The following is an 18,821-nucleotide window of genomic DNA, read 5'->3' as shown; positions in this document are numbered from 1 at the left end:
CGAAGCCCCGGGGGTGCCTGATCTAGAATCAGGTTCTACTTCTTGGTACTAGCATACCATTCATTGACAGCCTTCGTCATCTCGTCCCCGCCGTCCGCTTTCCATTGGGCGAGGAACTTATCGTAATTCTCCAGAGGCTCGGCTCCCGTAATGTACTTAAGGAACGTATCCTCGACCAGCTTGTTAAGCTTCTGGTTGTATTTTCCGACCGCTTCCAAAGGAGGGGCGAAAGAAAGAGGATCCAATACGGCGCTGCCTTTGGCATTCGCTTGGTTGCTCTCAAACGCGCTGAACAGAACGGGATCCTTGCGCACCCTGGCCTGCCAGTAGATCGGATAGTTCTTCTCATCGACACCGGTCAGGAAACCGGAGGCATCGTTGTAATCCTCTGTGAACTTCGGAAGAATCGGAATGTAGTTGCCGTTCTCCACTTTATGGTGAACGCCCTCTTTCCCGATCGTCGCTTCCTTGTGGATGTCCTTATCGAGCTTGAGATCCAAGTATTTGATGATCTCTTCCTTGTTCTCGGCCCACTTCGGAATGCCTACATAGAAGCTGATGCCCGCGGTTCCAACTACCCGAACCTTGCCATCGTCGCCCTTCAGATAAGGCACCGTGCCGATCTTGGCGGTAGGGGTATTCTTCTCCAGCGCCGTCTTCACCGTAGGCGCGTTGAAGTAGCCCATGGACATCATAGCGGCTTTGCCGCTTGTGAAGTTCTCAATGACCTTGTTCGACTGGTTCAGCGACCACTCCTGGTCGATCAGCTTCTCGGAGTACAGCTTGCGCATGAACTCGAGGTATTTCTTCATGTTCGGGTTCTCGACGGCATTCACGAGCTTGCCGTTGACTTCCTCCCAGCCGAGGGCGGCCGTCGTCATGGGGAGGCCGAAGGTCGGCAGAATTTCAGGAGCGAGCGGGCTCTTGCCGCCCGACAACGCCATCACGTTCTTCTTTTCCTTGATCGTCTTCATGACGTTATACAGCTCATCCCGGGTGGTCGGCATCTTCAGGCCGAGCTCATCCATCCAGTCCTGACGGATCACAAGAGAGGAGTTGACGACCGTACCGGAGCCGGTTTGCGGAATGCCGAATATTTTGCCGTTCAGCTTGGCTCCGTTCCAGGAGTTCTGGGAAATGACGTTCTTCAGGTTCGTACCGTACTTGTTGACCAGCTCGTCAATCGGCTCGAGGGCGCCGGAGGCGGCCAGCTTGGAGTACTGGGTGGCGGACAGGATCATGAAGGAATATTTCTCTTTGTTCGCCATGAGCAGGTTCAGCTTGTCGTCCGGGTTCTCCACCGGCAGCATGTCGTAGGTGACCTTATATCCGGTTTTTTCGTTGAGCAGCTTGGCGACCACCTGCTCGTTCGGGTCAAACCGGCCGTACTGCATAAGTGCTTTGAATTCCGGTTTTGGCTTGGAAGCGCCGGCCGTCGCTCCGGGGGATGCGGACGGGGCATTCGTCCCGGAGGCGGAACCGCCCCCTCCACCACAAGCGGTAAGAGCCGCCGTCATGGCCGAGATGGACAGAACAGCAATCGATTTTTTTAACATGGATGAACCTCCCTTATAATAGCCCTACAAGTTGTCTTGCTTCTGGTGATGCTCTCGTCCTTCCGGATTCCTTCACCTCCTTGCGAGAGTTCCCTTCCCGATCAGCCCTTCACGGAACCGATCAGAACCCCTTTGACGAAATATTTCTGTAGAAACGGATACACGAGCAGAATCGGCAGGGTGGCCAGCATGATGGAAGCCGCCTGGATGGACTGGGGCGACACGTTCAAGTTGGCTTCCACGTTATCCCTCAGGAAGGTATCCGTTGACGAAACGAACAGCTCTTTCAAGTAAAGCTGCAGCGGCTTCAAGGACGACGAGTTGATGTACAGGAGCGAGGTGAAGTAATCGTTCCAGAACTGCACCGCATAGAACAAGGTGATCGTGGCAAGCACCGGAAGCGACAACGGAAGAACGATCCGCACGAGAATGGTCATGTTGCTCGCTCCGTCGATTTTGGCCGACTCCTCCAGCCCTTCCGGCAGACTTTCGAAATAGCTCTTGATGATGAGCATGTTGTAGACGCTGATCATAAACGGCAGGAACAGCACCGGAAGCTTATCGATCAGGCCAAGGGAGTGGATCAGCAGGTAAGTCGGAATCAGTCCCCCGCTAAACAGCATCGTAAACAAATACATCAGGATGAAAAATTTGCGGCCTCTGAGCCTCGGCTTGGACAGCGGATACGCGGCCAGCGTGGTCATGAACAAAGCCAGGAACGAACCGATGACCGTGACCGTAACCGAGACCATAAAGGCATTCAGAAACATCGAGCTGCTCGCTACGTATTTGTAGGTTCCGACCTGGAAGTCGATCGGGAACAGCGTAACCATGCCGGAGACGACGGCCGCTTCACTCGAGAACGACTTGGCAATCAAGTTAAGAAACGGGAAAACGGTCGTAAGGCCGAGCAGAACAAAGATGACGATATTGATCGCTTGAAAGAGCTTCTCTCCAACGGAGGAACGAATGGCTTGACTTTTGGCAGGCTTTGCTGCCGGGCTGTTTTTCATATGACTCCCTCCTACTCCCTACCAGATGCCCCGGCCGAAAAACTTACGGGCCAAGGCGTTGCCGGACAGAATCAGAATGAAGGCGACCACCGATTCAAAGACGCCGACAGCCGTCGTGAAGCTGTAGTTCTGTTCGCCGAGGCCGATCCGGTACACGTAGGTCCCGATGACGTCCGCTACGTTGTAAACGCTCGGGTTGTACATGACGAGGATCTGCTCCGTTCCCGCCTCCAGGACGGAGCCCAGTCTCAGGATGAACATAAGAAGAATGATCGGGATGAGACCCGGCAGGGTGATATGGATGATTTGCTTCCACTTGTTCGCTCCGTCGATCCGGGCCGCTTCGTACAAGCCGGGGTCGATCCCCGCCAAAGCAGCCAGGTAGATGATGGTGTTCCAGCCCGTCTCCTTCCAGCCGGCAGACGAAACCAGCACCGTCCGGAAGATACTGTTGTCAAGGAAGAACCGGATGGGCTCCCCTCCCAGGGCGACGATGATTTTGTTCACGATCCCGCCGTTGGTCGACAGCATATCGAGGAACAAGCCGCTAACGATAACCCAGGACAGAAAGTGGGGCAGGTAAATGACCGTCTGAACGGTCCGCTTGAATGCCATGTTTCTTAATTCGTTGAGAAGAATGGCAATGACAATCGGAAGCGGGAACAGAAACAAGATTTTGTACACCGAGATAACCAGCGTGTTCCGAAAGACGTGAAGGAAGCTCTCGGACGAGAACAATTTCTCAAAATGCTCCCATCCTACCCAAGGGCTCGCCGCCAATCCGTCAAAAATGTTGAAGTCTTTAAAGGCGATGATGATTCCGTACATGGGGGCGTACTTGAATAATAATAGAAAGGCGATGCCGGGGATCAGCGCTATATACAGATCCCAATCCTTCGCCACATCGCTCCCGAGCTGCCGCAGGTAACTTCCGCGTCCTCGTTTTACGGGAACGGGGACAGCTTCGGGGGCCGTGCTTTCTCTCATGGGGATGTCCTCCTTCCGCGTAGGGGTTTATGACATTAAGTTTACCACCGCGGCCCTTTTCGGGAATGAGAGGACGATTACCTGTTTTGGTAATCTCATAACTTCTCGTGCCTTATCCGTGAGGATGGTTCTGCTTCCTATGAGATTTCCATGCGCAAAGCAACCGGATAAGGGACTGGCAGAAGAACGGCAAAAAACCTTCCGGCAAAGGAAGGTTTTTTAGGAGGAATCGGGGGGTGTCCCCTCTATTGTCCGCGAATTTCGCCGGGGGTGACGCCCCAATACTTGCGAAAGACCCGGGTAAAGTAGCTGACGTCCCGGTAGCCGACGGCGGCAGCAACATCCATAATCCGTCCCCCGTCCTGCAGGTGGGCCTTCGCCCGTTCCATTTTGCGCTCCAGTACGTAGGCCGAAAAAGCCTTTCCCGTTTCCTGCTTAAACAGCCGGCTCAAGTAAGAAGAGTTGACGTAAAGCCGGTCGGCGATCGTATGCAGCATCATTTCCTGATCCATCTCGTTCTCTACGAGATCGAGGATGGCGGCTATCGTTTCGTTGCTGGTCCGCTTACGCCGCTGATTGGCATACCCCAGGTAAGCCCTAACCATCCGCGTGGTCCAGGCGAGAAATTGTTCGCGGGCGGTAAACCTGCCGTGATTGTGAAAATAGGAATAATCGTCACCCGCTACCTCCTTCACGCGCCAGCCCTGCTTCTGAATAATGCGGACGAACAGACTCGCGAAATACAGGATCTGCTCCTGCATCGTTTCCACGGATTCCGCCTTGTTCATTCCGTCGGTCCACATGGCTTCGACCGCCTCCATGGCCCGTTCGCCGTCTCCGGTTTCCAGGGCGATCTCCAGCATCTTCTCGTGGTTCGGCTGCGGGGTGACGGATGCCGCTTCGCCGGCTTCCTCCCGGTACGGAATCGCGAGATTGTCCCCGAGCACGATCCGGTTCTGGAGAGCCCGAACCGCCTGCAGGTAAAGCTTGTTCATCTCTTCCGCGACGCCGGTCGTTCCACTGATGCCGGCGCTCGCCGTCAGCTTCAAGCAGGTGAGTACGGAGTTTAACGCTTTCTCCGCAAGAGCATTCGTCTTCTGCAGAGCGGCGGGAGAGTCCTCCCCTTCCCCGTGACGGAAAATGATCACGGTTGCCCCTGTCGCATCGCTAGCTACCCAGCAGGCAACCCGCTGGAAGGTTTCCTTTACGATACTGTTCAAGCTAAATTGCAGGAGCGGCGCATCTTTGTGGCTGAAGCGGGTTTCGTCCTCGGACAGCGGGTCCATGTCGATAACCGCCACCGTATACCGAGTGTCCGGCGTGAGTTCCAGCTGCAGGTCGCGGCCCTTCTGCTCCAGCTCCCAGGACTCGTACTTGCCTTCCAGCCAGCCCTTGATGAATTCTTCCACAAGATGAGGAAGATGCAGCATCCATTTCTTGCGGATCTCCTCGCTGTTGTGCCGGCGGTCCCACTCTTTACGCAGGCGCTCCGCCGCTTCAAGCACCGTCCCCAATATTTCTTCATCGCCGGCCGGCTTAAGCAAATATTTCATAACCCCGAGTTCAAGCGCCTTCTGCGCATATTCGAAGTCGTCATGCCCGCTTAACACGATAATCTGCAGAAGAGGATCGGTCTCCCGCAGGCGTTTGGCCAGACTGAGCCCGTCCATTTCGGGCATCTGCAGGTCAAGAAGGAGAATGTCCGGCCTTCGGCGGTCGATCAGCGTCAAAGCCTCCCGCCCGTTTCCCGCCTGCCCGACGATCTCGATTCCATGCTCCTCCCAGGGAATGTTGTGGACCAGAGCATTCCGCAGACGGATTTCGTCTTCCACGATAAGCAGATTCAACGTCAGCACCTTCCTTGCGACTAAGCTGTTCTTGTCCTTCGCCTCCCGGGCCGCGGATTCCTGCTTGACGGAGAAAAGGCACCCGGCTGTTCCGGGTGCCCGTTCTTGCTATGTCCCATCTGCCTTCCAACGTCTTCCAGGCCGAGCTGGGCGCTTGGTCTCTTTCCCTGTCCGGGAGCCGGGACGTCTCGCTATGGCCTAAAACGAGCCTCAGAAGGAGCAACCGATCAGCTGCCTGCCGCTTCGGCTGCTTCGCCCTCGGTCTCGCCGTACCCGAGCACCGCTCCCTGCTTGGTGAGGGCTTCCTGCACCAGCCGGACGTCGAGCTCGCGCGGGGTCGTCTTCTGGGCCGCGCACAGGGCGGCTGCGGTCCCCGCCGCCTGGCCGATAGCCATAGCGATCGGCTGGACGCGGATGGCCGAATGCGCTTCGTGGGTAGCGGAGATCGGACGCCCGCCGATGAGGAGGTTCTCGATCTTCTTCGGAACCAGAGCCCGGTACGGAATGTCGTACCACTCCCCTTGCGGAAGGTGCTGCAGAATCGTTCCCTCCCCGTCGGGGTTGTGAATGTCCACCGGATAAGCCCCGCGGGCGATCCGGTCCTCGAACCGGCAGGAAGCGAGAAGCTCCTCCGCCGTGAGCCGGTATTCGCCTACCACCCGGCGAGATTCGCGGACGCCGATCTGGGGGGCGGTCGTCTGCAGGTAGGCGTCTTCGAAGCCCGGCACCTCTTCCTTCAGAAAGGCGACGAGCTGCTGAACCTGACGGCGGCCTTCGATCTCCGCTTCGGTCAGCTCCCACGGATCGGTGGCATCCTTGCGGACCACGCGGGTCGTGTTAAAGTGAATGACACCCGGCTGATTCGCGTAGAACCACAGCACATTCTCGCGGGGACATTGAATTCGGCCCTGGCGCTTGGCTTCCAAGTACCGCTCGGTAATCCCTTTCCGGTCGGGCATCCGGTCGACGTCCACCTGAGCCATCCGGAAGTTGAGCGTCATCGGCTGGCTCAAGCTGTCCACGGCTCTACCCTTCTCGACCAAGGCGCCTGCCAACGCGGCAAGGTCGGCATCTCCGGTGGCATCCACATACACCTGGGCTCGAAAATCCATGAGCCCGGCCTTGTTCGCCAGCCGGACACGCTCAATGCGGGTCCCCTCCTCGTTCATGACGGCCTCTCCCAGGAAGGAATGATAGAGCAGATGAACGCCCGCTTCCCGGCACAGTTCCTCGGCGGCGACCTTCAGCGCTTCCGGATCAAATGCGGTCTTCTGCTTCGGATGGCCGTACATGCCCATCGCCGTCATCCGGTCGATCAGCTCCTGAAGCACCCCGAAGATCAGCTGCACCTGATTCCCGCCGGATGCCCAATAGGACATCCACGGATTGACCATCATGGCGGTTCCCGCACCTCCGAGAAAACCGTACCGCTCGGCAAGCAGCGTCCGCGCCCCCATTCTTGCCGAAGCGACGGCTGCCGCGATCCCGCTCGGGCCGCCTCCCGCCACCACTACGTCATAAGTCGATTTGTCCATGTTCTCCACCTTCCCTTTCTTGGGTATTATTTGACAAAGCCCTGCTCCTTGATCTGCTTCGTTCCTTCCTCGACAAACAGTTTGTACTTGAACGTTGTTTCGAGCGTCTTCAGGAAATCCGGATACTCGGCGAGGGGACGCTTGCCGGTGACGAACTTGATCATCTCCTCCTCGGCGAACCGGTCCGCATCGGCCTTATTGAACCCGGTCGGCGGAATGACCGAGCTGTCGAAGGAAGGAATGCGGGGCGTTTTGATCGCAAATTCGGTAGCCGCCGCCTGGTTCGGGAACTTGATGGCCAAATACTCCTTGTTCGGACGGCCGGTGATTTGGTACAGGTTGAAGTAATTGCCTTCCTTCGCCATCAGGTCGGTGGGAACGACCTTCCCGTCCTTCAAGTTGTAATGCTTGCCCTCCAGGCCGTACATGACGAGTGTGTTCCCTTCCTTGCCGGAAACATAGTTGATCAGCTCGAGCACCTTTTGCAGCTTGGCTTTGTCCTTCTCGATCGCCTTCGGAATCACCCAATAGCGGGAGGGGCGGTCATAATCGAACGTTCCGTCGAACGCTCCGCCGGGCCCTTTAAGCGGTGCCATCTGCACCCAATCCGCGTTAGGGTTGATGGCCTTGTATTGGCTGACGAATTCATCCTTGGCGATTTCCGTCCAGCCCTTGAAGATAAAGCCGGCTTTTCCTTGAAACGCCTTCTGCACCTCGACATTGCCTTTGTTCGTCATGATCTCCGGGTCCACTACCCCCGCATCAAACATGGACTTGATGTACTTCAGCGCCTCCGGCATGGCCGGGTCAAAATAGGCGTTGGTCACTTTGCCGTCCTTCTCGTAGAACGTGCCCGGCTGGCCGACCTTGTACGCCCCGAAGATCGTGGCAAAGCCGTCGAGCTTCGCTCCCGTTATGCCGTACGTGTCTTTCTTGCCGTTGCCGTCCGGGTCCTGCTCGGTGAAAGCTTTGGCGACGGTGAGGAATTCATCGAGAGTGGTAGGCATCTGCAGATTCAGCTTCTGCAGCCAGTCCTTGCGCACCCACATGGTAGAGAAGGGAACATCCGCCACGCGGGGGATGGCCAGAATTTTGCCGCCTATGGTAACCTTCTTCAAGATTTGGGGCGTCAGATTCGTTAAGAATTCCTTAGACGGCTTCAATTCCTTGTCCATGTAGGCGGTCAGGTCGAGAAGAAGCCCCTTATCCGAAAACTCCTTCACGTCGGAGAAATCGACCGAGAACAGATCGGGATAGTTGCCGCCCGACAGCCTCACCCGGACCTGGTTCTTGTAATCCTCCCCGGAGGCGATGGTCGTCAGCTGCAGGTCGGTGTTCAGCTTCTTGTCGATCGTCTTCTTGATGTCGTCCGCTTCCGGCGCCGGCAGCCCCGACGCGGCCATAGCCATTTGGATTTTAACCGGCGCCCCCGTTCCCTCGCCGGCTTTGGCGCCGCCTGCCGGACTGGCCGCCGCCTCCTTCTCGGTCTGGCCGCCGGAGGAACACCCCGAGAGCAGGACACCCGTCACCAATGCTGCGCTTACCCCAATCGGAATCCATTTCTTCTTGTTCATCCTATCCCTTCCCTTCCGGTTCTAATGAGGATAGCCGGGAAACCGGCTTCAGCCTTTAATCGAGCCAAGCAGCATGCCTTTCGTAAAATGCTTCTGCAGGAACGGATAGACCGCAATAATGGGAAAGCTGGCGAACACGACCGCCGCCATCTGCATCGTGACGGTAGGAACCTGGTCCTCTGCATTCTCAAGCGGCTGCTGGCTCAGCATCAGAATTTCCCGGACGACGACTTGCAGCGGAAACAGCGTCCGGTCGGTGACATACATAATGGCGGCGAAGAAGGAGTTCCAATGGCCGACCGCATAGAACAAACCGACCGTAATCATCACCGGCAATGACAGCGGAACCGCCAGCCGGAGGAGAATGCGGAATTCCTTCGCTCCGTCGATCCGGGCGGATTCGAACAATTCCTCCGGAAGCTGCTCGAAGAAGCTCTTCATCAGCAGCACGTTGAAGCTCGATACGGCGGTCGGCAGGATGAGTGCCCACAGGCTGTCGATCAGGCCGGTTGCCTTGACGACCAAGTACGTCGGGATGATCCCTCCGCTGAACAACAGGGTGAAGACGACCATGATCAGGAAGACATTCCTTCCCGGCAGGCTTCGACGGCTGAGCGGATAAGCCACCAGTGTCGTCAGAATCAGGTTGATCGCAGTTCCCAGCAAGGTGATCGTAACGGTTATGACGAGAGAACGCGGAATTCCCGAAGTCTCCATCAGCTTCCGGTAGGCGTGAAAGGTAAATTCCCGCGGGATGAGAACATAACCACCGTGCTTCAGCACCTCCGCAAATGGAGTTAGCGACACGGAGACGACGTACAGCAGGGGCACGACGGCCACGATCCCGACAGCGGCCAGGACGGCATACGTGAAGGTGAGAAACGCTTTGTCCTGCTTCGTGTTTACCATATGCTCTCCCCCCATCGCTTGGCGAGTGTGTTCGAGAGGTAGACCAGAATCAAACCGATGCCCGATTTGAACAACCCGACGGCAGAGGCCAAGCTGTAGTTCCACTGCTCCAGACCGGTACGGAACACCCAGGTGTCGAGAATGTCGGCTACCGAGTAGACATGCACGTTATACAGGACATAGATCTGCTCGAAACCGGCATCCAGCATATGCCCGAGACGGAGGATCAGAAGCAGAATGATGACATGGCGGATGCCGGGCAAGGTAATGTGCCAGACCATCCTCAGCCGGCTTGCCCCGTCCACCCTTCCGGCTTCATAGAGCGTGGGATCGATGCCGGCAATCGCGGCCAGGTAAATGATCGCTCCCCACCCGAGGTTTTGCCAAATCTCGGAGCCGACGAGCACAGAGCGGAACCATTCGGTCGACGTCAGGAACGGAATGGTAGAAGATCCGCTTTCCACGAGCCAGCGGTTGACAATGCCCGAATCCTGGGAAAGAAACATGAGCAGAATACCATAAATGATCACCCACGAGAGAAAATGAGGCATGTAGCTGAGGGTCTGGACCAGCCGGCGGAACCAGGGGGTCCGGCATTCGTTCAGCAGGATCGCGAGAAGAATAGGCGGCACCATGCCGAATAGAAGCTTGTACACGCTGATGAGGAACGTATTGGCGAGCAGCTGGGTAAAATACGGGGATTCATAAAATTGCTGAAAATACTTGTACCAGGGGTCCGCCCACGGACTGCTCCAGATGCCTTCCAGCATGTCGTAGTCCTTGAAAGCGATGATGACCCCGTACATCGGGAGGTATTTGTAGACCAGGTAGTAGATCACACCGGGCAGAAGCATCAAATAGAATTCTTTGTGCGCCCAGAAGGCCTTCCTGGTTTTGCCCAGCCGGGAAGAGGCAGCCGGTTGAGCATACGAGCGGGAATTGGCGGTTTTGGCGGGCATGGCCCTCCCCTCCTTTTGGCGATTGGCTTCGTCGGTCGTCGGTCTACCGCTTTCGCTTGGCGGTACGTTTCCCTCCCTTCTTCGGCTTAACTATTGGCTGAAGTGGTAACTGATTTAACGATACCATCCGACTCTCAAAGGGATAAGGAACAGATTTGAGGGAACCTGGAACAGATTTGGTTATCTGCACAAGTGGCGGTAATCCCCGGGAGTCGCTCCTGTCCATCGCTTGAAGATTTTGTTGAAATAATTGGCGTTCGGAAATCCCACCTTATCTGCGATCTCGGCAACAGGAAGGCCGGTCTGCTCCAGAAGGCGCTTCGCTTGTTCCACCCTTTCTTTGTGAAGGTAATGAATGAGCGTATAGCCCGTTTTTCTTTTGAAGAGCGCACTGAAGTACGTTTCGTCAAGCGCAACAAGGGACGCAACGGACCGAAGGGTCACTTCCTGGCTGTAGTGCCGGCGGATATGCTCCAGCGCCTTGTCGATCTCGGGGTGTCCCGTCCGAAACGAGCTTGTGCCGTCCCACGGAATCCCGTACCGGTCCATATTGGCGAGCAGCCGTACAAGCAGGTCCTCGTGAACGACATACCCGGCGAGCTCCCCCTCGGTCATCCCCTTGCATCCGGCCGTAAGGGACAGCATACGGTCCACCCGGCGGGCGCATTCCTTTACGACGGGCATCGGCACCTCATGCTCGGCAAGAGAGGCCCAGCCTTCCTGCAGCTTGCAGCGAAAGTCATCCCGGTTGCGCTGATCGAGGCTCTTGATCCATCTTCTCTCCAGGGACCAGATCAGGGTCCGGTCGTAGGCCGATTCCCGGCTGGCCGGTCGAACCGGCTCCTTCCCGTACCAGAGGGAGTCCAGCCTACTCAGGCAGGCCATCCAAGCCTCCCGCAGCTGACCGGAGGGGGCGATCGGTGACCAGAAGCCGGGAAGAGCGGGTTTAGACCGGGCGCTTACCGGAGAAGCGATGGCCGGCGGGTTCCATATAAAAAAAGTCGTATGCCCCAGCCGGCGGAAAGCATGAACGACGGTTCGAGCCCCCGGGGACAGCCCGCTTTCCCGTAAGAAAGCCTCCAACGGAATCGACTCCGTTCCATGAAGGAAAGAGGCGACCCGGACCGTCTCATAATTCCCGGTCCGCCCCCCTTCTGCCAGGGCTTCCACATTATCTTCCGACGGCCGTCCGTCCAGCCAACCATGCCACAGGTTCTGGTAAACCCGCTGAAACGATGTCTCTTCAAGCGAGGATCGGGTAAGTTCCACCCGAAGGAGCTCCTGCCGGATTTTGGCCAGCACGATGGCCAGGGATTCGGGATTCATCGACAACTTGAGCAGGTAAGACGACGCTCCGTATTCCAGAGCCTGTCGGGCGTATTCAAATTCATTCATGCACGTGAGCATGACGAAAAGGGATGCCATCCCCTCTTGCTTAGCCTGATTCAGCAGCTGCAGGCCATCCATCACCGGCATGACGATGTCCGTGATGACAAGATCGGGGACCTGCTTTCTCATCAGATCAAGAGCCTCCTCGCCGTTAGCCGCTTCCCCGGCAATCCGGAAGCCGTACTCTTCCCAGGAAATCAGGTGCTTGAGCGACCGCCGGACAAACCCTTCATCTTCAACGAGCAGAACGTTCCACATGGGGATCCCCTCCTTCGGTATAGGGAGTCGAGAGCAGCAGCGGGAAGCCCAGGATGACCTTCGTTCCATCGGCTGACGGTTCGATGGTTAACGTGCCCTCCTCTTTGAACATCAGCCCCAGCCGTTCCTTTACGTTTTTCAGTCCGATTCCTTTTCTTTTGCGTATGGCGGTACCGGACGAGGCTTCCTTCCATCCTCCGTTGTCCTCCACCTCCAGAAAGCAGCGATTCCGCTCGGCATAGGCCCGGATCCGGATCTTCCCCCCGCCCTTAGGGGCTAGCCCATGAAAGATTGCGTTCTCCACCAGCGGCTGCAGGCTGAGCTTGGGCACCAGGGCATACTCGAGCCGGCTCTCGTACTCCCACTGGATATCGAAGGCCTGCTCGTAACGGAAGGCTTGAATGGAGACATAGGCCTCCGTCAGCCCCCGCTCCGTCCTCAGGTGGATAAGATCAGTCTCCTCGTTCAAGCTGGTCTCCAGCAGAGTCCCCAGAGAAACGCAGATACCGGCCGTGTCCTCGTCCCCTTTGCTCAGCGCATTCCATTTCACCACGTTCAAGGTATTGAGCAGAAAGTGCGGGTTCATCTGGGAAAGCAGCATATGGTACCGGACCGCCTCTTTCTGTCTCTCTTCCGCCTTAAGTTTCTGGAGAAGGCCGCTCAGATCGCTGACCATTTGGTTAAAGGCTTGAGCAACGGCAAGCAGTTCCCCCCGGAAGGAGCCGGTAGGCAGATGGGTTTTGAGCTGCTGGCGGACCACGTTCTGCATCTTCTTCTGAAGAAGAGCAAGCGGCCGGGTAATGGTGGACAGCAGAAGAAAGGTTATGATGACAAAAAGCAGGGTGAACAGCAGCGCCGTCGTGATCATCTGGCGTTTTACCGCCTCTACGTCCCCGAACAAGAGACGAAGAGGAAACCGGCTCATCATGGTCCACTGCATCGTAGGAATTGGCAGCCGATTGTACAAAAAGGAGCCCGTGATTTGGTGGGAATTCCCCTCTGTTTCGAGGGTCCGGTAGCGGTAAGCCGCCAGGGCGGGATCTGAGGAATCGCCCGTCCCCCCAATGACGATGCCTTGTTCATTGAGCAGATAGAAATCCTGCGTGATAGGGAAGCTCTTGGCCATCGCGGACAGCCAGGCCTGAAAATCGATGGAAATGCGCACCACAGCGGCCGGCTCTTTCCGGTTGTCGCGAATCAAGGAATAGAGAGAAAGGTAGTGAGTGCTTCGGCTTTCTTCGGTAAGCTGGATCAGCTCGTCCCCGGGAATCCACAGATAATCCGTTTTGCCGGAGCGGATGGCCTGGAGCTTGTCATTCGGAAGCCACGTGAGATCGGAGGGCTTGCCCGGACGGTAAGAAGGGTACTCCCTGCCATCCCGGGTTAACAGGGAATAGTAAATGTAGGGGGAAGTCAGGGCTTTGCTCTTGATATCGGTCCACAAGGCTTCCATTTGGCGCGTGGTCTCCGCCTCGTCTTGCGGAGGGTCGTTCAGGAGGCCGAGCACCACCGGCTCTCTTTCGAGCCGGACGGCGATCCGAAAGACGGTGCTGCGCATATCTTCAAAAATGAACTTGAGCTGCTCAAGCTGTTCTGTATTCTGGTGAACCACTTGGTCGACAAAGGACTGCTGAATGCGGCTGACGCTGTAAAACTGGAGCAAGGAATACGGGATGAGAATAAAAAGCAGAAAAACGAGGAACAGCCGGTTTCGTAAAGAAGAGAATCCTCCTAACCAAAGCTTGTTGAGCATAGGCATGCCTCCTTTTCTTCGTGTAAGCGCCATCAAAAGTAAGAAAAGCGATTGACTTGATGTTAACATCCTCTGAGGAGTCTAACAACGGGACTCTGGTTGGAGCGTAAGGTTGGCGAAATCGTTTGGGGCAGGTTTGGGTACCAGATTTGTTTACATAATTATTATTATGTCACCTTTCCTGTCGTCTGTTGATGTCAGTATTCCTTCTCCGATAAAACAAAAAAACCTTCCGGGCATCCCGGAAGGGTCTGTTCTATTCCCAATAACGACGGGAGATGCAGTGCTCCTCCGCCAGCTTATACGTGGCCAAGTCCACCAACTCAATGGAGAAAATCGTCTCGGGTGAGTGCAGCATCTTGCCTTCCCCCGCATAGATACCGACATGATGCACCGCCCCCTTCCCCTTCTCATGGGCGAAAAACATCAAGTCACCCGGCTCCAGGTCGTCGGGGGCAATTTCCTTGCCGTGCTTGGCTTGATCGGAGGCATCTCGCGGCACGAGGATGCCGAACGACCGGTGCATGCTGTAGGCAAAGCCCGAGCAGTCATAGCCGTAAGAGGACATGCCGCCCCACAGGTACGGAAGATCGAGGAAGCGCAGGCCCTGCTCGACAATCGCTTGGCCTCTCTTTCCTTCCGGAACAAGGGAAGAGGAATCCCCGTCGGTAACTCGCACTTCCTCCGCCGACAGGTAGGCGATGCCGTGCGGAGTCAACACTTCCACCCGCTCCCCTTCTTGGGCAACGAGCGGCAAGGTGGTTAAGAAGCTGAGCTCGATCAGCGGCGCGGAGCTCCCGTCCCTTAGCCATGCCTTGTCGGCCATCACGACAGCCTGCGGCCCACCGGCTTCAACGGCTGAGTCGCCGGATTCTGAGGAAGCGGCAGGGTCATCGATCAACTGATCCCGCGGCACCCAGCCGGGGTAGCCCAGCGGATTTTTGCGGGTGGGTTGATCCGGAATGAGCACCTGCACCCAGTCCTCCTGCTCCTCGGTAACAAGGACCGGCGTGCCGTACAGCATCTGGGTTTGCACCCGGTTGCCGTTGCAGAGATCCAGCTTACCTTCTATTCCCATGCGGTCAATCCATTCCTTGGGATCGGCCGGCCGGGCAACCGCCGGAGCGTCAATCGGGCGGACCGACTCTGGACTCGTCCAGACGGTGGCTACGGAAACCCCGCATATCAATCGCTTGGGCGCTGTCATGTCGCCACCCCTACGTTCGTCGTATACGCGACGTCGGTGATCCCCAAACCGGCTCCGGCCGGGAAGGTCATCTTCCGGCCTTCGTACTGGACCCCTCCCGTCACGATATCGCTGCTCATCATGAGGGGCGCGTCAAAATCAAACCGGGTAATGTTCTTCTTGCTTGCCGCGAGATGGGCCGCGGCCGTTACCGCCAGGCGGGATTCGATCATGCTGCCGACCATGCATTCCACACCGAACTCCTCGGCGATGTGGTTGATGATTTGGGCTTTGTAGATTCCACCGGATTTCATGAGCTTGATGTTGATCATGTCGGCCGCGCGGCGCTTCAGCACCTCGAACGCTTGAGCCGGCGTAAAGACGCTCTCATCGGCCATGACAGGGGTCTCGACGGCATCGGTCACCGCCTTCAGCCCTTCGATGTCCAGAGCCTTGACCGGCTGCTCGACAAGCTCGATATTCAGGCCCAGATCCTCCATGCGGCGGATGGAGCGGACGGCGTCCTTGACCTGCCAGCCCTGGTTTGCATCGATGCGGATCTTGACCGCCTGCCCGACGCAGCTGCGGATTTCCTTAATCCGTTCAATGTCTTCCTGAATGTCATCCTTGCCCACCTTGATCTTCAGGACATTGAAGCCGTCCTTCACATAACGAAGCGCATCCTCCCCCATCTCCTTCGGGGAATTGACGCTGACGGTGTAATCCGTCTCGATTTCGTCCTTGTAGCCGCCCAGGAACTGATACAGGGGCAGCCCGCAGTACTGGGCGACGAGATCATAAACGGCCATATCGACCGCCGCCTTGGCGCTGCTGCTGCCTATCATGGAAGCGTGAAGCGTCTGCAGCACCTGTTCATAGGCAAGCAGATTTTTGCCAAGGAGCTGCGGCTTAAAGGTATGGACGATGGCGGAATGAATGCTGTCCAGGCTGTCGCCTGTGATGACCACGGTGGCCGGCGCTTCGCCCCAGCCGACCCGCCCGTCGTTCGTCCGGATACGGACGAGAACGGATTCCGCGTGGTGCACGGTCCGCAGGGCCGTTTTGAACGGCTTGATGAGCGGTGTGGATTGTCTCATGACTTCTATGCTTTGAATAATCATGGCTGCGGCCTCCTTATGCCTGTACCCCCGGTTCCAAGCCTTCCAGCAGCTTCTTCCTCGTGCTGAGCCGGGCCCGGATGCCTACCGGAACAGCCGCATTCGGAGAACAATGTCCGATCCGGAACCCGGCCAGGGTCGGCTTTCCGGACGTAAGAATGTGATCCCCGATGACCTGTTCCAGCGTTAGCGATTCCTTGCGTTTGTTCGGTTCGCAATTATGAAAATCACAGATGGCGATGCCGGCCGCATCGTCAAACTTGCCTGCCTGCTTCAGCTGGTTGAACATCCGGTCAAGCCGGTACGGCTCTTCGTCGATGTCCTCCAGAAACAGAATTTTGCCCCTCGTGTCGATTTCATAGGGCGTTCCAAGGGTACTTGTCAGGAGCGAAACATTGCCTCCCGTAAGCTCCCCTTCCGCCTCTCCTTCAACCAGCACCTGGAGCGGAGACAGCTCTTCTCCGTAGGCAGGAACCACAGGCTCGAGCATCATCCGGAAGCCTTCCAAGGTGGCGGGGTGAAGATCCTCCCGGCCGAGGTCGATAAGCATAGGTCCATGAAAGGTTACCAGACCCGCATAACGGCCGATGGCCGAATGAAGGAATGTAATATCGCTGTAGCCCCAGAAAATTTTCGGATTCGCCCGGATGGCGGCGTAATCGAGCATGGGAGCGATGCGGCCGGTTCCGTAGCCTCCGCGTGCACAGACGATAGCCTTTACGGATTCGTCTGCGAACAACCGGTTAAGCTCGTCTGCGCGTTCCGCATCCGTACCCGCCAAATAGCCGTGTTTCTTGCGGGTCGTTTCCCCAAGTATGACGTTCAACCCCAAACGTTCCAAATAGCCGGCTGCCGCCTCCGTCTTGTCCCGGTCTCCCCAGCTGGCCGGGGCGGTAACCGCCACCGTATCTCCGGGGAGCAGCCGTTTCGGTTTGATTCGTTCCATCGGTCATCCGCTCCTCTTCCATCCTTACAAAAAAAGGGGAGGAGCGCCGGGATCCGGCGCACTCTCCGCTTAAGACAAGGGAACCTTGCATCTGTGTGATTTTTGAGCATCCGAACGGCATAAGCCGTCCAAGAGCAGCCCCTTATTTAAAGGAAGCCCACTTGAAATCAACGAAACCAAACGGATGCTTCACGATCCCGTCTACTTTGTCGCTTTTCAGATAGGCGGTGTTGTAGAAGTAAAGCGGCAGGATCGGCGCTTCGTCCATCAGGATTTTCTCCGCCTCATGCATCATCTTGAAGCGGTTCGCTTCATTCGGTTCATTATATGCGTCTTTGATCAATTTATCATATTGCGCATTGGCCCAGCCGGTCCGGCTGAACGGGTTCGTCGACTGGAAGCCATCCAGGAAGTTGATCGGATCGGCAAAATCCGGGAGGAACGACGAACGGGAAAGCTGAAGCTGAAGCTTCTTCTGCTCGTCGGTCAGCACCTTGCCTTCTTTGTTCGCGAGCTTGATGTCAATCCCCAGGTTGTCCTTGAACATGGCCTGCAGAGCTTGGGCAATGCGCTGGCTCGTATCGTTCGTGTTGTAGGTCAGGGTCACTTCAGGCAGCGTGGTATAGCCGGCCTCCTGCATCCCTTTGGCTAACAGGCTTTTGGCTTCGGCCGCGTCGAACTTGATCAGACTGCCGCCGACTTTGCGGAAGTCACCGCCGGCCGGATCCTTAAGGCCTGGGGAGACATAACCGTCCGCCGGCTTGTGCTTCTGCTTAAGCACGAGATCCACGAGTTTCTGGCGGTCTACCGCGGCCACGAAGGCTTTGCGGATATTGGCGTTCGTGAACGGCGCCATCTTCGTGTTAAAGCGGTAAAAGGCGGTTCCGGCGGCATCCTCTATCGTTACCTTGTTCTCGGCGAACAGCTTCTCGCTCATGTCCGCCGGGATGGATTCCGTATAGTGGAGCTCACCTGTGGAGAACAGCTGGTAAGCCGTGTTGGTGTCGTTGACCATTTTGTAGGTTACGCCGTCGAGCTTAACGTTCGCCGCATCCCAGTAGGAGTCATTCTTAACCACCTTCAGCTCGCTGTCGTGCTTCCATTCGGAAATTTTGAAGGGTCCGTTGCTGACGATGGTGGCCGCTTCCCCTGCCCATTTGGCATTGCCTTCCACCGTTGCCTTATGTACGGGGAAGAATGCGGGACTGGATACCATTCCGATGAGCCACGAGGCTGGCTGGGCCAGCTTGACCTCCAGCGTCTTATCGTCGACCGCCTTAATCTTCACGTCGTCGGCGGAGCCTTTCCCGGAGTTGTAGGCCTCGGCTCCTTCAATCGGATAAGCAAGGAAAGCCGCATCGGAGGCCGTTTTCGGATTCAAGAGGCGCTTCCACGCATACTCGAAATCCGAGGCTTTTACCGGATCACCGTTCGACCATTTGATGCCGTCCCGGAGCGTGAATGTAACCTGCTTGCCGTCGGCGCTTACCTTCCATTCCTTGGCCATGGCGGGCTGCGGCTGCTGGTCCTTGCCGAGGCGGGTCAGCCCTTCAAACACATTGTTGACGACATCATACGAAATTTGGTCAAACCCGATAGGAGGATCCATGGACGTCGGTTCTTTGCTGTTGTTGAAAAGCAAAATTTTCGATGCCGTGCTCTTGCCGGAATCCGTTGACGGTCCGGACGCGTTGTCTTTGCTGCAGCCGGCGAGCGCCGTACCCATGATCAGAGTGCAGCTGATCAACAGTGTGGAAACTTTCTTCATCGCATTCTCCCCTTAATCCTTAT

14 protein-coding genes are annotated in these 18,821 nt (G+C 56.7%); all 14 read right to left on the bottom strand.

Annotation, left to right across the window (positions count from 1 at the left end; all coding sequences use genetic code 11):
* Window positions 1–35: 35 nt before the first annotated feature.
* Window positions 36–1,556: an extracellular solute-binding protein gene (locus tag MJA45_RS13310; protein WP_315607732.1), complete on the bottom strand. Its 1,521-nt coding sequence runs from the start codon at window positions 1,554–1,556 to the stop codon at window positions 36–38.
* Between the two features lie 101 nt (window positions 1,557–1,657).
* Window positions 1,658–2,569: a carbohydrate ABC transporter permease gene (locus tag MJA45_RS13305; RefSeq protein WP_315607731.1), complete on the bottom strand. Its 912-nt coding sequence runs from the start codon at window positions 2,567–2,569 to the stop codon at window positions 1,658–1,660.
* 18 nt (window positions 2,570–2,587) lie between these two features.
* Entirely contained in the window at window positions 2,588–3,556 is a 969-nt protein-coding gene (locus tag MJA45_RS13300; protein WP_315607730.1) for an ABC transporter permease, read from the bottom strand.
* 245 nt (window positions 3,557–3,801) lie between these two features.
* Entirely contained in the window at window positions 3,802–5,412 is a 1,611-nt protein-coding gene (locus MJA45_RS13295) for a response regulator transcription factor (RefSeq protein ID WP_315607729.1), read from the bottom strand.
* A 218-nt stretch (window positions 5,413–5,630) separates the two neighbouring features.
* A complete protein-coding gene (locus MJA45_RS13290) occupies window positions 5,631–6,938 on the bottom strand; it encodes an FAD-dependent oxidoreductase (RefSeq protein WP_315607728.1) in 1,308 nt (435 codons plus the stop codon).
* A 26-nt stretch (window positions 6,939–6,964) separates the two neighbouring features.
* Complete coding sequence (locus MJA45_RS13285; protein ID WP_315607727.1) at window positions 6,965–8,512, bottom strand: extracellular solute-binding protein; 1,548 nt, start codon at window positions 8,510–8,512, stop codon at window positions 6,965–6,967.
* Between the two features lie 48 nt (window positions 8,513–8,560).
* The gene (locus MJA45_RS13280; protein ID WP_315607726.1) at window positions 8,561–9,421 is read right to left on the bottom strand and encodes a carbohydrate ABC transporter permease; all 861 of its coding nucleotides are present in this window, start codon (window positions 9,419–9,421) and stop codon (window positions 8,561–8,563) included.
* Window positions 9,415–10,380: an ABC transporter permease gene (locus tag MJA45_RS13275; protein ID WP_407083130.1), complete on the bottom strand. Its 966-nt coding sequence runs from the start codon at window positions 10,378–10,380 to the stop codon at window positions 9,415–9,417. Before MJA45_RS13275 ends, MJA45_RS13280 begins: the two co-directional genes overlap by 7 nt.
* A gap of 180 nt (window positions 10,381–10,560) precedes the next feature.
* Window positions 10,561–12,027 (bottom strand): response regulator transcription factor, encoded by a 1,467-nt coding sequence (locus MJA45_RS13270; RefSeq protein WP_315607725.1) that lies wholly within the window; start codon window positions 12,025–12,027, stop codon window positions 10,561–10,563.
* A complete protein-coding gene (locus MJA45_RS13265) occupies window positions 12,005–13,780 on the bottom strand; it encodes a cache domain-containing sensor histidine kinase (RefSeq protein ID WP_315607724.1) in 1,776 nt (591 codons plus the stop codon). The genes MJA45_RS13270 and MJA45_RS13265 overlap by 23 nt, the downstream gene beginning before the upstream one ends.
* A 256-nt stretch (window positions 13,781–14,036) precedes the next feature.
* On the bottom strand, window positions 14,037–14,987 hold the full coding sequence (locus tag MJA45_RS13260; RefSeq protein WP_315607723.1) for a C40 family peptidase: 951 nt from the start codon (window positions 14,985–14,987) through the stop codon (window positions 14,037–14,039).
* Complete coding sequence (locus tag MJA45_RS13255; RefSeq protein ID WP_315607722.1) at window positions 14,984–16,087, bottom strand: dipeptide epimerase; 1,104 nt, start codon at window positions 16,085–16,087, stop codon at window positions 14,984–14,986. The genes MJA45_RS13260 and MJA45_RS13255 overlap by 4 nt, the downstream gene beginning before the upstream one ends.
* Window positions 16,088–16,100: 13 nt before the next feature.
* Window positions 16,101–17,030, bottom strand: coding sequence for a S66 peptidase family protein (locus MJA45_RS13250; protein ID WP_315607721.1), 930 nt, complete (start codon window positions 17,028–17,030; stop codon window positions 16,101–16,103).
* A 142-nt stretch (window positions 17,031–17,172) separates the two neighbouring features.
* The gene (locus MJA45_RS13245) at window positions 17,173–18,798 is read right to left on the bottom strand and encodes a peptide ABC transporter substrate-binding protein (protein ID WP_315607720.1); all 1,626 of its coding nucleotides are present in this window, start codon (window positions 18,796–18,798) and stop codon (window positions 17,173–17,175) included.
* Between the last annotated feature and the right edge of the window lie 23 nt (window positions 18,799–18,821).

Origin of the sequence: Paenibacillus aurantius, from assembly GCF_032268605.1 — a bacterium.
Classification (GTDB): Bacteria; Bacillota; Bacilli; order Paenibacillales; family NBRC-103111; genus Paenibacillus_AO; species Paenibacillus_AO aurantius.
The sequence above is the reverse complement of the archived record's forward strand: the minus strand, read 5'-3'. Positions and strand labels throughout refer to the sequence as shown.

What these genes read in the sequence shown, in the direction of transcription:
- MJA45_RS13300 (WP_315607730.1), bottom strand. Translation starts at nt 3,556, where the DNA reads ATGAGAGAAAGCACGGCCCCCGAAGCTGTCCCCGTTCCCGTAAAACGA.
- MJA45_RS13310 (WP_315607732.1), bottom strand. Translation starts at nt 1,556, where the DNA reads ATGTTAAAAAAATCGATTGCTGTTCTGTCCATCTCGGCCATGACGGCG.
- MJA45_RS13250 (WP_315607721.1), bottom strand. Translation starts at nt 17,030, where the DNA reads ATGGAACGAATCAAACCGAAACGGCTGCTCCCCGGAGATACGGTGGCG.
- MJA45_RS13280 (WP_315607726.1), bottom strand. Translation starts at nt 9,421, where the DNA reads ATGGTAAACACGAAGCAGGACAAAGCGTTTCTCACCTTCACGTATGCC.
- MJA45_RS13275 (WP_407083130.1), bottom strand. Translation starts at nt 10,380, where the DNA reads ATGCCCGCCAAAACCGCCAATTCCCGCTCGTATGCTCAACCGGCTGCC.
- MJA45_RS13270 (WP_315607725.1), bottom strand. Translation starts at nt 12,027, where the DNA reads ATGTGGAACGTTCTGCTCGTTGAAGATGAAGGGTTTGTCCGGCGGTCG.
- MJA45_RS13290 (WP_315607728.1), bottom strand. Translation starts at nt 6,938, where the DNA reads ATGGACAAATCGACTTATGACGTAGTGGTGGCGGGAGGCGGCCCGAGC.
- MJA45_RS13245 (WP_315607720.1), bottom strand. Translation starts at nt 18,798, where the DNA reads ATGAAGAAAGTTTCCACACTGTTGATCAGCTGCACTCTGATCATGGGT.
- MJA45_RS13255 (WP_315607722.1), bottom strand. Translation starts at nt 16,087, where the DNA reads ATGATTATTCAAAGCATAGAAGTCATGAGACAATCCACACCGCTCATC.
- MJA45_RS13260 (WP_315607723.1), bottom strand. Translation starts at nt 14,987, where the DNA reads ATGACAGCGCCCAAGCGATTGATATGCGGGGTTTCCGTAGCCACCGTC.
- MJA45_RS13305 (WP_315607731.1), bottom strand. Translation starts at nt 2,569, where the DNA reads ATGAAAAACAGCCCGGCAGCAAAGCCTGCCAAAAGTCAAGCCATTCGT.
- MJA45_RS13265 (WP_315607724.1), bottom strand. Translation starts at nt 13,780, where the DNA reads ATGCTCAACAAGCTTTGGTTAGGAGGATTCTCTTCTTTACGAAACCGG.
- MJA45_RS13285 (WP_315607727.1), bottom strand. Translation starts at nt 8,512, where the DNA reads ATGAACAAGAAGAAATGGATTCCGATTGGGGTAAGCGCAGCATTGGTG.